12 protein-coding genes are annotated in these 14,698 nt (G+C 73.7%); 6 read left to right on the top strand and 6 right to left on the bottom strand.

Annotated features, from left to right (window positions below):
• Positions 1–281 precede the first annotated feature (281 nt).
• Positions 282–1,277 carry a lytic polysaccharide monooxygenase gene (locus ACN28G_RS16810; protein ID WP_421479618.1) on the bottom strand — a complete coding sequence of 332 codons (996 nt, stop codon included), beginning with the start codon at positions 1,275–1,277 and terminating at the stop codon, positions 282–284.
• Positions 1,278–1,416: 139 nt separating this feature from the next.
• Between ACN28G_RS16810 and ACN28G_RS16805 the strand changes: the two genes are divergently transcribed.
• The 3 genes from ACN28G_RS16805 (at position 1,417) to ACN28G_RS16795 (ending at position 4,819) form a co-directional block, all read left to right on the top strand.
• Positions 1,417–1,932, top strand: coding sequence for a hypothetical protein (locus tag ACN28G_RS16805; RefSeq protein WP_091441208.1), 516 nt, complete (start codon positions 1,417–1,419; stop codon positions 1,930–1,932).
• A gap of 197 nt (positions 1,933–2,129) precedes the next feature.
• Positions 2,130–3,533, top strand: coding sequence for a class II 3-deoxy-7-phosphoheptulonate synthase (locus tag ACN28G_RS16800; RefSeq protein ID WP_091441205.1), 1,404 nt, complete (start codon positions 2,130–2,132; stop codon positions 3,531–3,533).
• A 263-nt stretch (positions 3,534–3,796) separates the two neighbouring features.
• Positions 3,797–4,819 (top strand): threonine aldolase family protein, encoded by a 1,023-nt coding sequence (locus ACN28G_RS16795; protein ID WP_421480925.1) that lies wholly within the window; start codon positions 3,797–3,799, stop codon positions 4,817–4,819.
• 34 nt (positions 4,820–4,853) lie between these two features.
• Here ACN28G_RS16795 and ACN28G_RS16790 read toward each other — a convergent pair whose 3' ends face one another.
• Both ACN28G_RS16790 and pknB read right to left on the bottom strand, forming a co-directional pair.
• Positions 4,854–5,735 (bottom strand): deoxyribonuclease IV, encoded by an 882-nt coding sequence (locus ACN28G_RS16790; protein ID WP_421479615.1) that lies wholly within the window; start codon positions 5,733–5,735, stop codon positions 4,854–4,856.
• 89 nt (positions 5,736–5,824) lie between these two features.
• Complete coding sequence (gene pknB / locus ACN28G_RS16785; RefSeq protein WP_091441197.1) at positions 5,825–7,807, bottom strand: Stk1 family PASTA domain-containing Ser/Thr kinase; 1,983 nt, start codon at positions 7,805–7,807, stop codon at positions 5,825–5,827.
• Between the two features lie 186 nt (positions 7,808–7,993).
• Here pknB and ACN28G_RS16780 point away from each other — a divergent pair, with 186 nt between their 5' ends.
• A complete protein-coding gene (locus ACN28G_RS16780) occupies positions 7,994–8,401 on the top strand; it encodes an Rv2175c family DNA-binding protein (RefSeq protein WP_421479613.1) in 408 nt (135 codons plus the stop codon).
• Between the two features lie 106 nt (positions 8,402–8,507).
• On the opposite strand, the gene ACN28G_RS16775 is transcribed toward ACN28G_RS16780, so the two are convergent.
• Entirely contained in the window at positions 8,508–9,590 is a 1,083-nt protein-coding gene (locus ACN28G_RS16775; protein WP_091441195.1) for a polyprenyl synthetase family protein, read from the bottom strand.
• A 9-nt stretch (positions 9,591–9,599) separates the two neighbouring features.
• Positions 9,600–11,186 carry a transcriptional regulator gene (locus ACN28G_RS16770; RefSeq protein ID WP_421479612.1) on the bottom strand — a complete coding sequence of 529 codons (1,587 nt, stop codon included), beginning with the start codon at positions 11,184–11,186 and terminating at the stop codon, positions 9,600–9,602.
• A 261-nt stretch (positions 11,187–11,447) separates the two neighbouring features.
• On the opposite strand from ACN28G_RS16770, the gene metF reads away from it, so the two are divergent.
• Together metF and ACN28G_RS16760 are read left to right on the top strand one after the other, a co-directional pair.
• A complete protein-coding gene (metF, locus tag ACN28G_RS16765; RefSeq protein ID WP_421479610.1) occupies positions 11,448–12,362 on the top strand; it encodes a methylenetetrahydrofolate reductase [NAD(P)H] in 915 nt (304 codons plus the stop codon).
• A gap of 44 nt (positions 12,363–12,406) precedes the next feature.
• Positions 12,407–13,096 (top strand): CDP-alcohol phosphatidyltransferase family protein, encoded by a 690-nt coding sequence (locus ACN28G_RS16760; RefSeq protein WP_421479609.1) that lies wholly within the window; start codon positions 12,407–12,409, stop codon positions 13,094–13,096.
• Between the two features lie 108 nt (positions 13,097–13,204).
• On the opposite strand, the gene ACN28G_RS16755 is transcribed toward ACN28G_RS16760, so the two are convergent.
• Entirely contained in the window at positions 13,205–14,692 is a 1,488-nt protein-coding gene (locus ACN28G_RS16755) for a phytoene desaturase family protein (RefSeq protein WP_421479607.1), read from the bottom strand.
• Between the last annotated feature and the right edge of the window lie 6 nt (positions 14,693–14,698).

Genomic DNA, 14,698 nt, shown 5'->3' with positions numbered 1-14,698 from the left:
ACAGTCGACGACCCTGCCGGGGCTCCGCCGCCTCCACACCGACACCCTTTATCCCGGTCGCTCGTGGGGGCGATTCATGATCGGCACTCGTTCCGGGATATCGGGGGCGTCAGGTGCCCGGGAGGGCCCTTTGTCCCTGAACGAGTGTCGATCAACGCCGGACCCGACGCGTGGGTGGCGGTGATCGGCCCGGCGCGTCCAGCGTGCCGGGCCGATCAGTCCGATCAGGTCAGGTGTTCGGGGCGTACCTGCAAGGGGGTGCCTGCGGGTGTGGGCGTGCGTCAGGTGGATACCGGTAGCCAGAGCGCCGGCACGTTTGGTGGTTCCCAGCCGGTGAGCGAGGTGTGTGCCTGCCGGCAGCGGTACGTCCGGCCGGCGTAGCTGACCAGGGCGTCGACCGCGTACGCCACGTTCGCCCGCCAGGTCGACGGACCCGGCGGCGGCGCGGTGGTCGGCGACGGGGGAAACGTAGGCGGCGCGGTGCTGGTCGGCGGCGGCGCGGTGGTCGGCGACGGAGGAAACGTGGGCGGCGCGGTGGTCGGTGGGGCGGTGGTGGGCGGCGGGGGAAACGTCGGTGGGGCGGTGGTCGGCGGCGGGGGAGACGTCGGGGGTGTGGTGGTGGGCGGCGGGGGAGTGGGCGGGGGTGTGCCGCCGAAGGTGACGTCGGAGCAGGTGTAGAAGGCCTCCGGGCTGTCCGAGCGTTGCCAGATGGAGTAGACCAGGTGTCGCCCGGCACGCTGGGGCAGTCGGGCGGTCATCCGGTACGCCCCGTCACTGAGCGTCGGATCGGTGGCGGTGTGGAACAGTTCCAGGTCGGCCCAGCGCAACGGCCGGGTCGGGTCGTACCCGGTGCGGGTGAGGTACAGCTGGAAGGTGCCCCGGTGCGCGGCGGTGGCCCGGTAGGCGAAGCTCCAGGTGCCGCCGGAGGGCAGTGCGGTGGCCGGCCAGTCGGCGCGGGTCAGGTCGAAGCCGCGGTACTTGTCCCGGTTGGCGCTGCACAGCCGGCCGTCCGGGATGAGCTGCCGGTGGTTGCCGGCGGCGTTGGCGATGTTGACCTCGTGCCAGTCGTACACCGCCTGGGTGCCGCCGGTGGCGATCGCCGCGCGGCAGGCGGCGGAGTCCGGGCTCTCCGCCCCCTCCAGGAAACAGGTGTACGTCCGGCTGGCCGGGGACTGCATGCTGCCGTGCGCCCCGGCCTGGCCGGTCAGGGTGAGCGTGAGCAGGACGGGGAGGCCACCGAGCCCGGTGGCGATCAGTGCGGTACGGCGTCGATTCATCTGACACCTCCTACTGTTAGGAAAGTTAACAGAAAGTTTCTCCCCGAACGGCTCCACATGCAAGGGGGTCGATGTGGCAGACTCGCGGCTCGACCCGGGTCGCGACGACCCGGGCCACGCACACCGACGGGGAGGGCCGATGGCGGTACGCAGCGGCAGGCTGGCGCTCGCCGTCACCGCGCTGGTGCTCCTGCCCGGCACCCTGCTCGGCTGCAGCCTCGGCGGTGACGAAGAGCCGGCCGACCGGCCGGACCGGGCCCCCGTCGAGGAGGCCGACACCAAGGCCCGGGAGCGGGTGCAGGCCTACCTCGACGCGATGGTCGCCAAGGACGCCGCAGCCGGACGCAACCAGTTCTGCGCGCCCCTGCACGAGGGCTTCGACGCCGCCGCCACCGGCCCGAACGGCGACTTCGCCGACCACTTCGAGGTCTCCCAGGCCACCATCACCGAGGTCCGGTCCGGCTCGCGCGGGCAGGAGGTCGCGGTCACCCTGACGGTCACCGCCGGCAGCCGCCAGGCCGAGCGGGCGCTGGACTTCACGGTGACCCGTACCGGCGCGGACTGGTGCATCTCCGGCGAGGCCCCCGGCACCCCGGCCCCGTCGGGCAGCCCCGCCGACCCGGACCTCTCGGCCACCCCCACCCCCGCCGGCTGAGCACACCGCCGGCCCAGCGCCCGCAGGCCGGGCGCGCATCCGCCGGCTCGTTGCCGGCAGGCCGGGCGTATCCGCCCGCGGGGCCTGTCGGCCGGCTCGTACGCCCGCCGGCCGGCGTCCCCGGCACGGCCTCCCATCTGCCGGAAGCGTCCACCTCGATGTGGGGTCAGCCAGCCGGTCGCCGTACGCTTTCTGTCATGCGCCAAGAGTGGCACCAGTTGAGCCATCCCGGGGTGGGCAGCCCCGGCCTGCAGACCAGCCGGCCGACCGTCGACGCCGAGGACGCCGCCCTCGGCCTGGACCGCTGGCGGGAGCTGCCCCGCGCCCAGACCCCGCCCTGGCCGGACCAGGCCACCGTCGCCGAGGTCTGCCGGGTGCTGGACACCGTCCCCTCGGTGGTCGCCCCCTACGAGGTCGACCAGTTGCGCCAGCGGCTGGCCCTGGTGTGCGAGGGCAAGGCGTTCCTGCTGCAGGGCGGCGACTGCGCCGAGACCTTCGTCGACAACACCGAGAGCCACCTGCTGGCCAACGCCCGCACCCTGCTGCAGATGGCGATCGTGCTCACCTACGGGGCGTCCCTGCCGGTGGTCAAGGTGGCCCGGGTCGCCGGGCAGTACACCAAGCCCCGGTCGCTGCCTACCGACGCGCGCGGGCTGCCGGCGTACCGCGGCGACATGATCAACTCGCTGGAGGCGACGCCGGAGGCCCGGGCCGCCGACCCGCAGCGCATGATCCGGGCGTACGCGAACTCCGCCGCCGCGATGAACATGCTCCGGGCGTACCTGGCCGGTGGGCTGGCCGATCTGCACGCGGTGCACGACTGGAACAAGGGCTTCGTGCGCAACTCACCGGCCGGTGAGCGCTACGAGGCCATCGCCCGCGAGATAGACCGGGCGATGGCCTTCATCCGGGCCTGCGGGATGACCGACGACGAGGCGTTGCGGACCGTCACCCTCTACTGCTCCCACGAGGCCCTGGCCCTGGAGTACGACCGGGCGCTGACCCGGGTCTCCGACAACCGGGCGTACGGGCTCTCCGGGCACTTCCTCTGGATCGGTGAGCGCACCCGGCAGATCGACGGCGCGCACATCGACTTCATCTCCCGCATCGCCAACCCGATCGGGGTCAAGCTCGGCCCCACCACCACCCCCGACGAGGCGATCGAGCTCTGCGAGAAGCTCAACCCGGAGAACATCCCGGGCCGGCTCACCCTGATCAGCCGGATGGGCAACCACAAGGTACGCGACGCCCTGCCGCCGATCGTCGCCAAGGTCACCGCCGCCGGTGCGAAGGTGGTGTGGCAGTGCGACCCGATGCACGGCAACACCCACGAGTCGTCCAACGGTTACAAGACCCGGCATTTCGACCGGATCGTCGACGAGGTGCTCGGCTACTTCGAGGTGCACCGGGGCCTGGAGACCCACCCCGGTGGGCTGCACGTCGAGCTGACCGGCGAGGACGTCACCGAGTGCCTCGGCGGCGCGCAGAACATCGCCGACCTGGATCTGCCCGACCGGTACGAGACCGCCTGCGACCCCCGACTGAACACCCAGCAGTCACTGGAACTGGCCTTCCTCGTAGCGGAGATGCTCCGTGGCTGACGCGAGGAGTGAGCCGTTCTTGCGAGCCCCGCAGTCGGCGGCCGAAGGGAAGCAGAGTGGCTGACGCGAGGAGTGAGCCGGTGTTGCGAGCCCCGCAGTCGGTAGCCGAAGGGAAGCAGAGTGGCTGACGCGAGGAGTGAGCCGTTCTTGCGAGCCCCGCAGTCGGCGGCCGAAGGGAAGCAGAGTGGCTGACGCGAGGAGTGAGCCGTTCTTGCGAGCCCCGCAGTCGGCGGCCGAAGGGAAGCAGAGTGGCTGACGCGAAGCTGGTGGATCTGCGTTCGGACACGGTGACCCGGCCGACGCCGGGGATGCGTACCGCGATGGCCGGGGCCGAGGTCGGCGACGACGTGTACGGCGAGGACCCCAGCGTCAACGCGTTGGAGGCCGAGGTCGCCGCGCTGTTCGGGCACGAGGCGGCGCTGTTCGCCCCGACCGGCTCGATGGCCAACCAGATCGCCCTGCAACTGCTGGTGCCGCCCGGAGAGGAACTGCTCTGCGACGCCGACGCGCACATCGTCACCTACGAGGTGGGTGCCGCCGCCGCGTACGGTGGCATCTCCACCCGGACCTGGTCACCTGTTGGCGCGGACGTCGATCCGGAGGTCGTCGCGGCGATGATCCGCCCGGCGGGCGGCTATCACGCGGTGCCGACCCGGGCGGTCGCCGTCGAGCAGACCCACAACCGGGGCGGCGGCGGGATCATCCCGCTGGCCACCCTCCGGGAACTGCGCCGGATCGTCGACGACGCGGGGATCGCCCTGCACTGTGACGGGGCCCGGATCTGGCATGCCCACGTCGCGGACGGGGTGCCCCTGCACACCTACGGCGGGCTCTTCGACACCCTCTCGGTCTGCCTCTCCAAGGGCCTGGGCGCGCCGGTCGGCTCGGTGGTGGTGGGCAGCGCCGAGAAGATCGAGCGGGCCCGGACGATCCGTAAACGGTTGGGCGGTGGCATGCGGCAGGCCGGGATCCTCGCCGCGGCCGGCCGGTACGCCCTGGCCCACCACGTCGAGCGGCTCGCCGAGGACCATGTCCGGGCGGCCCGGCTCGCCGAGGCGGTCGCCCCGTTCGGGGTGCTCGCAGGCACGGTGCGGAGCAACCTCGTACCGCTGGATCTGAGCAAGTCGACGCTGGACGCGCCCGGCCTGGCCGCCGCGGCCCGGGCCGACGGGGTGTTGATCTCGGTGCTCGGTCCCCGCATCGCCCGCCTGGTCACCCACCTGGACCTCGACGACGACGGCGTCGACCGGGCGGCCGGGGTGTTGACCCGGATCCTGCGCGGCTGACCGCGACGCCGCCTGCGTCCCTGGCCCTGCGGGGTCAGGGACGCAGGCGTCTGAGGGTGGTGATGTCCGCCGCGTGCCCCGCACCCCGGTCGCCACCAGGCGTCTCCACCAGCACCGGTACGCCGGCGGTGGCCGGATGCGTCATCAGCTCGGCGAAGGCCGGCTCGCCGATGCTGCCCTTGCCGATGGTCTCGTGCCGGTCCCGGGTGGAGCCGCAGAGGTCCTTCGAGTCGTTGGCGTGCACCAGTCGGAGCCGGTCCGCGCCCACCGTCGCCACCAGGGTGTCCAGCGTCGCGGTCATTCCGCCCTCGGCGGCCAGGTCGTGCCCGGCAGCCCAGGCGTGACAGGTGTCGAAGCAGACCCCGAGCCAGGGGTGCCGGTCCACCGCGTCGAGGTACGGGCCGAGGTGCTCGACCCGGGAGGCGAGCGACCGCCCGCCGCCGGCGCTCGGCTCGACCAGCAGCCGGGGGCCCTCGGCTGCCATCGCCTCGTCGAGCAGCGGCAGCAACGCCTCGCGTACCTGCCGTAGTGCCGCCTCGGCGTGCCCGGCGTCGACCGCGCTGCCGGCGTGGAAGACCACCCCCTGCGCCCCGATCGCCGCACCCCGGCGCAGCGCGTGGGCCAGGGTCTCGGCCGACCGGCGGACCGTCTCGGCGGTGGGGGAGCCGAGGTTGACCAGCAGCGAGGCGTGGATGAAGACCGGCAGCCCGCGCTCGGCGCAACCGGTGCGGAACAGCGCGTCCTGACCCGGGTCGCCGGGCGGCAGCGCCCAGCCCCGGGAGTTGCCGACGTAGACCTGCGCCACCTCGGCACCGGTCGCGTCGACGTACGGCAGGGTGGCCTTCGCCAGGCCGCCGGAGGTCGGCGTGTGCGCCCCGACGGGCCGGTCCGGGGTGGCCCGGTCCGGTGCTGACATGCCGGGCTCGGCCCGGTCCGATGCTGACACGCCGGACGCGGCCCGGTCCGGGGCTGGCTGGCCGGTCGGGCCGGCGGGCGGTGACATGGTCAGAAACATCCGATGGTGATCGAGGTGCCGGGCGGGACCTGGGTGCCCTCGCCCGGGTTCTGGAACCGGACGGTGCCGTTGGGGTTGAACTGCACGGTGACCGGGAAGCCCTGGCCCTCCAACTGCTGCTTGGCCTGCTGACAGGGCAGGTCGACGACCCGGGGGACACCCACCTGTGGCGGACCCTTGCTGATCTTGAGCGTCACCTTGGCGCCCCGCTCGACACCGGCGCCGTTCTTGGGATCCTGGTCGAGGATCTCGTCCCGGGGCTTGTCGGAGTCCTGGTAATCCTCGGAGACCTCCAGGCCGAGCCCGGACAGCGTCGAGCGGGCGTCGTTGAGGTTCTTGCCCACCAGGTTCGGCACGGTGATCGGGGCCCGGCCCTTGCTGAGGATGACGGTGATCTTGGTGTCCGGGCGGACCTCCTCGCCGGCCTTCGGCTTGGTCTCCACGACCACACCCTTGGGCAGGCTGTCGTCGAAGCGGGCGCTGCCCTTCTCCACCACCAACCGGGCGTTGAGCAGGTCCGTCTCGGCCAGCTCGAAGTCCTTGCCGACCACGTCGGGCACCGGGAACTGCTCCGGGCCCAGCGACAGGGTCAGGGTGATCGTCCCGCCCTTGAGGATCCGGCCGGCCGACGCCGGCTCCTGGCGGAGCACCCCGTCCCGGGGGACCTGCGCGTCGAACTGCGGGTCGGCGTAGACCACGGTGAACCCGGCCCGGTCGGCCCGATTCTCCGCCTCGGCCTTGGTCAGGCTGGTCAGCTCCGGCGCGACCGTGTAGCGGCCCACCCCGAACCACCAGCCACCGGCGGTGGCGAGCAGGCCGAGGAGCACGATGACGGCGGCGATGCCCAACCGGCCCTGGGCGCCGGCAGCCAGCCGTTCCCGGACGGTGGCCAGCCGTGCCCCCACGCCGGACGGCTCCGGTGCGGCCCGCCGTCGGTGCGGCCGGGCCTCGGCCTCCGGCAGTCGGGCCCAGGACGGCCGCTGCGCCGGTTGGACCGCCGCGACCGCCATGGTCGGCTGTGCGATCGGCGTGACGTCGTCGGTCACCCGCCGGATGACCGCGGTGTGCGTGTTCGCGTTGCCCAGGTCCTCCCGGGCCACCTGCACCTCGGCGAGCAGGGCACCGGCATCGGTCGGGCGGGCGCCGGGGTCCCGTCGGGTGGCCCGGCCGACCAGCTCGTCGAGCACCCGGGGCAGCCCCGGCACCAGGGTCGAGGGGGCCGGCACGTCCCGGTCGACGTGCTGCCAGGCCACGTCCACCGGACGGTCCCCGTCGTACGGCACCCGACCGGTGAGCATCTCGAACAGCACGATCCCGGCGGAGTACACGTCGGTGCGCGGATCGGCGTGCCCGTGGGTGACCAGCTCCGGGGCCACGTACGCCACGGTGGCCATCAGCTGGTTGCCGTCGGCGGAGTCCGCGCTGGCCTCCACCGCCCGGGCCAGACCGAAGTCGGCGACCTTGACCACGCTGTCGACCAGGTTCGCCGGCCCGCCGGTGGGTGCCTCGGCGACCAGCACGTTCTCCGGCTTGACGTCGCGGTGCACCACCCCGGCCCGGTGGGCGGCGGCGAGCGCGGCGAGCATCTGCTCGGTGATGGCCAACGCCTCGTCCGGGTTGAGCCGACGCCGCTCGCCGAGCACGTCGCGCAGCGTCCGACCCCGGACGTACTCCATGACCAGGTACGGCAGGCCCCGGTGGATGCCCTGGTCGTAGACCGCCACCACGTTGGGGTGGGTCAACCGGGCGATCGTCTTGGCCTCGTCGGTGAACCGCTGCACGAAACCCGGCAGCCGGTTGCGTGCCTCGGGCGCCTGGCTCGGGTGAATGATCTTGACCGCCACGGTGCGTTCGAGCCGCTCGTCGGTGGCGGTGTACACGGTCGCCATGCCACCACGGGCCACGCGACCGCGGATGCGGTAGCGCCCGTCGAGCAGCGAGCCAAGCAGCGTGTCGGCGACCTGTGTGTCCATCGGCGAGAAGTCTAAGTCTTGTGGGGGCCAGGGCAGAACAGGATGCTACAGCCAGCCTCCGACAACCGGTGTCCTCGTACGTAAGAGCAGCTCACGGTGCCTCTGCGTCCCGTCGGATCCCATCCGCCGACCTTCGGGTGGGGGTGCCGGTGGCCGTGCCGTCCGGTCGCGTGGCAGGGTGACCGGGTGACCGAACCAGTACCCGCCGACCAGGCCGCGCCCGGCCGCGACCGCACCGGGCCGACCGAACTGGCCGGACCGACCGATCCGGCCGGCTGGCTGACCCTGCCCGATGTCGCCGAGCGTCTCGACCTGCCGATCAGCAAGGTCCACCAGCGGATCCGGGACCGTGAGCTGCTCGCCGTCCGCCGCGACGGGGTCCGCCGGATCCCCGCCGACCTGGTGGCCAACGAGACCGTGCTCAAGCATCTGCCCGGCGTGCTCAACCTGCTGGCCGACGCCGGCTACGACGACGAGGCCGTGCTGCGCTGGCTCTACGAGCCGGACGACACGCTGCCCGGCACCCCGGCGGTAGCCCTCGGTGGCGACCTGGCCCGGGAGGTCAAGCGCCGGGCCCAGGCGCTCGGTTTCTGACCGGCGCCCACCGGTCCTGGCCGGGCCGCGCCAGATCGGTCCTGGTCGGCCCGTGCCAGATCGGACGTGGTCGGGTCGACCGGGGCCGGTGGGGTCCGGTGCGGGCTCAGTCGGCCCGTCGGGTGGCGGCGATGGCGAGATCGACAAGTGCCTGCCGGGCCTCGGTGTCGAGGTCGACGGCGGTCAACGCGGCCAGCGCCGCGTCGGTGAGCGTGACGATCCGCTGCTCGGCGCGGGTCAGCGCCCCGCTCGCCACGATCAACTCCCGCAGCTCGGCCACGCCCGCCTCGTCCAGGTCCGGGTCGCCGAGCCGGCCCAGCAGCAACTCCCGACCGGCGTCGTCGGTCGTCTCGACCGCCGCCGCGACCAGGTACGTCCGCTTGCCCTCGCGTAGGTCGTCCCCGGCCGGTTTGCCGGTCTGCGCGGGATCGCCGAACACCCCCAGCACGTCGTCGCGCAACTGGAAGGCCTCGCCCAGCGGCAGACCGTACGCCGAGTAGGCCGTCCGGACGTCCGCCGGCGCGTCGGCCAGCGCGGCGCCCAGCAGCAACGGCCGCTCGACCGTGTACTTCGCCGACTTGTACCGGGCGACCTTGCCGGCCCGTTCCAGCGAGGTGTCGCCGGTGGCCTGGGTCAGCACGTCGAGGTACTGGCCCACGGTCACCTCGGTGCGCATCTCGTCGAAGACCGGGCGGGCCCGGGCGACCGTCTGCGGCGGCAACCCGGCCGAGTGCAGCAACTCGTCCGACCAGACCAGGCACAGGTCACCGAGGAGGATCGCCGCCGCGTCGCCGAAGCCGTCCGCGTCCCCACCCCAGCCGGCGCGACGGTGCCGGGCAGCGAAGCTGCGGTGCACCGACGGCTCGCCTCGCCGGGTGTCCGAGCGGTCCATCAGGTCATCGTGGATCAGGGCGCTGGCCTGCACGAACTCCAGTGCCGCCAGGGCGGTCACCACCTGGTCGGAGTCGATCCCGCCCGCCCCACGGTAGCCCCAGTACGCGAACGCGGGGCGCAGCCGCTTGCCGCCGCCGAGCACGAACGTCTCGATCGACTCGGCCACCGGGGCCAGCGCCGCATCGACACCGGCCATCCAGCTCCGCTGGTCGGTAAGGAACTCCGTCAGGGCCTTGTCGACACGTTGCCGAAGATCCGCGCGGTCGACTGGGGAAACTGGGGCAGCGTGGGTCACGTCACGACGCTAGCCGGTCTCAGAATGTGTCGCCGCACGACCGTCGGTCCGACGCGCCGCCCGTCCGCCGTTCGGCCGACCGCCGACCGGTCGGACCGAGCTGCCCGTTCGGCCGCCCGGACCCCTCCGGGCCGGCGTACCGGGTCGGTCGGCTCCGCCGTTCCCAACGGGTGGGGCGGTCCGGTCCGTCGGGTCGGGGCGGGACCCGGTGACCGGGCGGGGCAGGTACGGGCCGGCGGCCGCAACCAGTGCGAGGTGCCGGCGTACCGGTTGCCGGTGGCGGTGCGGCGCGAGCCCTCGGCGTACGGCGGTCAGCTGGGTCACCGCCCGGGGTGAGCCGGCGCGTACCGCGTCGAGCAGCGCGTCGTCGGCCACCGCGCAGGCCTGTTCCACCTCACCGAGCTGCAGGTAGGCGCGGGCGAGCCAGCCGCCGTAGACAGCCCCGCTGCGGGGGCGCCCCGAGCCCTGCCCCACGCCCAACAGGGCCACGGCACGTCGCGGGCGGCGCAACACCACCAGGGCACGTCCGGTCATCGCGGCGAGCTCCGGACCGTCCACCCAGTAGAGCCAGGGCGGCTCGCGACCCTCCTCGACCCGGTCGGCGGCCCGTTGGGCGGCGGCCAACGCACACCGTGCCGGTTGGTGTCGGCCGCCAAGCGCGGCGGCCAGCGCGATCCGGTGCAGCAACAGGGCCCGCAGCCGGGGGCTGGCGACGGTGTGACAACCGGCGTACCCGGTACGGGCCAGGACGAGCGCCCCGTGCGGGTCGCCGACCGAGGCGAGCAGGTGACTGGCCGAGCCGAGCAGGTGCCCGGCGAGCGCCGGATCACCGGCGGCGCCGGCGGCCCGCAACCCGAAGCGGTACGCCTCCAGGGCGTCCGTCGGCGCGCCGGCATCGGCCGCGAGCCAGCCGCAGAGCTGTGCCGTCTCGGCCAGCACCGGCAGCAACCGGCGTCGGCCGACCGGCGTGGCCTCGCTCGATGCCCGGGCGACGCGCCGGAGCCAGCTGAACCCGATCCCGGACAGCTCCGCCCCACCGCTCAGGTCGTCCAGTCGGCGCAGCTCGGCCAGCCGGACGACCTCGGCGGACCGGTCGACCGGCCCGGTGGGCGGTAGCGCCGGGACTCCCGTCGGCGGTGGCTCCCCGGCTCCGGTCGGTGGCAGGGCCGGAACTCCGGTGGGTGGCGCTGCCCCGGCTCCGGTGGGCGGACCGGTGGGCGGCAGCCAGCCGGTTGCGGCAGCGAACGACGGGTCACCCGGGTCGAGCAGCCAGCGCTGGGCCAGGGCCAGCAGCGCCGACCGGGAGCGGGCCCCGACGACGGCCGGTGCGGTGCCGAGCGACCGGGTCCGCGTCGCCGCCTCGACCAGCAGTGCGACCGGCACCGCCAGGACCACGGCGAGCCATCCGAGCCAGAAGTCGCCGGGCACCCGCAACTGGCGTTCCCACCGGGATATCTCGTGCCGGCCCAGCGTCGGCACGTCGGAGACGGCACAGAGCTCGGCGGCGAGCCGGGGCTGGCTCCACCTCCGGGCAAGTCGAAGCTGGGCGATCAGCGGCCCGATCAGCGGCGGGCCGGACGACTCGGGCGGTGGCACGGCAACCTCCGGGGCAGACGTCGACGTTGCGGCGGCGACCCACCCGACGGACGGGACGGTCGACGCCACCAGAAGCACTGACCCCCGCGCGGCGTCCGACCGGCTGACCCGTACCCCGGGGTGGTGCGTACCCCCGGGGTGGCCGGCTGCCCACCGCGCTGGTCCCTGTCTACCCCCGGGGTACGACACTTCCGGCCGCCACGGGCGCGGCCGGCGTGGGAAGGGCGTGGCGTGCGGGGCGTCGCCCGCTAGAGTCGTGGGGTGGCACTCGGTCTTCCCTCCGTCCTTCCCCCAGAGCCGGCTATCGGCGAGCTGATCCGTGCCCGTCGGCCCACCTTCTCCTTCGAGTTCTTCCCGCCCAAGACCGCGCAGGGCGAACGCCTGCTCTGGCAGGCGATCCGGGAGCTGGAGCCGCTGCGTCCCTCGTTCGTGTCGATCACCTACGGCGCCGGTGGCTCGACCCGGGACACCACGGTCGCGGTGACCGAGCGGATCGCCACCGAGACCACCCTGTTGCCGATGGCCCACCTGACCGCGGTCAACCACTCCGTCGCCGAGCTGCGCAACGTCATCGGCCGGCTCGCCGGCGTGGGGGTGCGCAACGTGCTGGCCGTGCGGGGTGACCCGCCCGGCGACCCCGGTGGGGAGTGGATCTGCCACCCCGAGGGGGTGCGCTACGCCGAGGACCTGGTGCGGCTGGTCCGCGAGTCGGGCGACTTCAGCGTCGGGGTGGCCGCCTTCCCCTACAAGCATCCGCGGTCGCTGGACATGACGAGCGACACCGAGTACTTCGTCCGCAAGTGCCGGGCCGGTGCCGAGTTCGCGATCACCCAGATGTTCTTCGACGCCGACGAGTACCTGCGGCTGCGCGACCGGGTCGCCGCGGCCGGCTGCGACACCCCGATCCTGGCCGGGGTGATGCCGGTGACCCAGATGAGCACCATCGAGCGCTCCGCCCAACTGTCCGGCGCGCCGTTCCCGGCCGCCCTGGCCGAGCGCTTCGACCGGGTCCGCGACGACCCGGAGGCGGTCCGTCGGCTCGGTGTCGAGCAGGCCAGCGAGATGTGTCGCCGACTGCTCGACGAAGGTGTGCCGGGCATCCACTTCATCACCCTCAACCGTTCCACCGCCACCCGTGAGGTCTGGCAGAACCTGCAGGTCGGCGCGCGGGTGTGAGGGCTGCTGCCGCGACACCTGACACCCGCTTCGAGGGTTGATCCGTGGTGGGCAGACAGCTGAACTGGGACGAGTACGCGACCACCTGGGCGCGGCTGCACGGCGGTTTCGACCCCCGGGTGGCCGCCCCGGTGGTCCGCGGCTGGCTTCGCTTCGCCTACCACCTCGGGTACGTCCTGGGCCGGCTGCGGGTCACCCCGACCGCGGTGACCGTGGCCGGGGTGCTGCTCTGCTTCTGTGTGCCGCTGTTCGCCGTACGCCCACCGAACGGGCCGTTCCTCGGCGCGTTGTTCGTCCTGCTGGCCGCGGTTGCCGACAGCGTCGACGGCGCGCTGGCGGTGGCGACCGGCCGGACCACCCGGCTCGGCTACGTCTACGACTCGGTCGCCGACCGGCTCGGCGAGATCGCCTGGCTGGTGGCGTTCTGGCTGCTCGGTGCGCCGGGAGCGCTGGTGGTCGCCGGGGGCGCGCTGTCCTGGCTGCACGAGTACGTCCGGGCCCGCGCGGTCTCGGCCGGGATGCGGGAGATCGGCGCGGTGACCGTTGGGGAGCGGCCCACCCGGGTCTGCGTGGCGCTGCTGGGGCTGCTGGTGGTCGGGCTGGCCGGGCTGATCCAGCTGGACCTGGCCGCGGGCACCAGCACCATGGTCGCCACGGTCTGGGTGCTGCTGGCCGGCTTCGGGCTGGGGCAACTGCTCTCCGCCGTACGCCGTTCCCTGCTCGCCACCACCTGACCCGCCCCGCCCTGGACCCGCCCCGCCTGCGTTCGTTGCGGTCCCTGACGGTCCGGGGTGTGAGAGGGGTGCCCCTCTCTACCGAATGCGTTAACAGGGGGCCCTTCCTTACGCTGCGGGGCCGATTTCGGTGGCGACGATCTGGGCGGAGAGGGTGACCATCGGCAGCCCGCCTCCGGGGTGGCTGGAGCCGCCGACCAGGAACAGCCCGGCGACCGGGCCCCGGTTGGCCGGGCGTAGCAGGCCACCGGCCGTGCCGTAGATCGCGCCACCGGGGGCGCCGGTGGCGGTGTCCAGGTCGGCCGGGGTACGGATCTCGCGGAACAGCACCCGGTCGCGTACGTCCACTCCCCGCTCGGCGAGCACGTCGAGGATCCGGTCGGCGTAGGCCTGGGCCAGCCCCGGTCGACGCCAGTCGACCGCCGATCCGGCGGTGCCCTGGCGGGGGGCGTTGACCAGCACGAACCACGCCTCGTGGCCGTCCGGGCGGACCATCGGGTCGTCGGCGACGGTGACGAAGACGGTGGGGTCGACGGCCGGTCGGGCCGGTACGCCCCGTCCCGGGTCGCCGAAGACCGCGTCGAACTCGGCGTCGTAGTCGCGGGGGAAGAAGACGTTGTGGTGGGCCAGGCCGGAGTTCCCGGCGACGCCCAGCAGCAGCACGAAACCGGCCAGGCTCCGGTCGGCCAGGCCGGCCAGCCGGCGCGGGTCGGGCAGCAGGTCCCGGTAGACGGTGAGCGCGTCGACGTTGGCCACCACCACGTCGGCGGGCAGCGGCGCGGCGACGCCGGCGAGGCGTACCCCGTGGACCCGGCCGCCGGCGGCGTCGATCCGGGTCACCGTGGCTCCGGTCTGCACCACCACGCCGAGGTCCAGGCAGCGCGACAGCAGCGCGTCGGCGAGGGTGCCCAGCCCGCCGCGCAGATACCAGCCGCCGAAGGTCAACTCGGCGTAGGGGACGGCGACCAGCGCGGCCGGGGCGCGGCGCGGGTCGGCGCCGGTGTAGGTGGCGTACCGGTCCAGCAGCATCCGCAGCCCCGGCTCGCGCAGGTGCCGCCGGCCCAGCCCGCGCAGGGTCCGCCCCGGTGCGATGGCGGCCAGGTCGCCCAGGCGCCAGGCCAACGCGGCCAGGTCGCGGGGCGAGTCCACGCTGCGGCGCAGGATGTCCCGCCAGGAGGCGTCCCAGACCCGGCCGGCCCGCCGCCACAGCCGTTGCCAGTCGGCGGCGGCCCGGTCACCGAACGCGGCGGCGATCCGGGTGGCGAAGACCTCCGGGTCGGCGCAGGAGTCCAGGGTGGGGCCGCCGTCGGCGAAGACGTGCCGGACGATCGGGTCCAGCGGCAGCAGGTCGAGGTACTCGTCGAGCTTGGCTCCGGTGGCCTCGAACAGGTCGGTGAAGACCTGCGGCAGGGTGAGCAGGCTCGGGCCGGTGTCGAAGTGGAACGGGCCGGCCGGGGTGTCGTGGACGTACCTGCCGAGTTTGCCGCCGACGGTCTCGGCCCGTTCGCAGACGGTGACCTCGTGCCCGCCCGCGGCCAGCCGGGCGGCGGTGGCCAACCCGCCCACCCCGGCGCCGATGACCACGATCCGTGCCATGTCGCG

It is taken from the genome of Micromonospora sp. WMMA1923 (assembly GCF_049179195.1).
Lineage (GTDB): Bacteria > Actinomycetota > Actinomycetes > Mycobacteriales > Micromonosporaceae > Micromonospora > Micromonospora yangpuensis.
The sequence above is the reverse complement of the archived record's forward strand: the minus strand, read 5'-3'. Positions and strand labels throughout refer to the sequence as shown.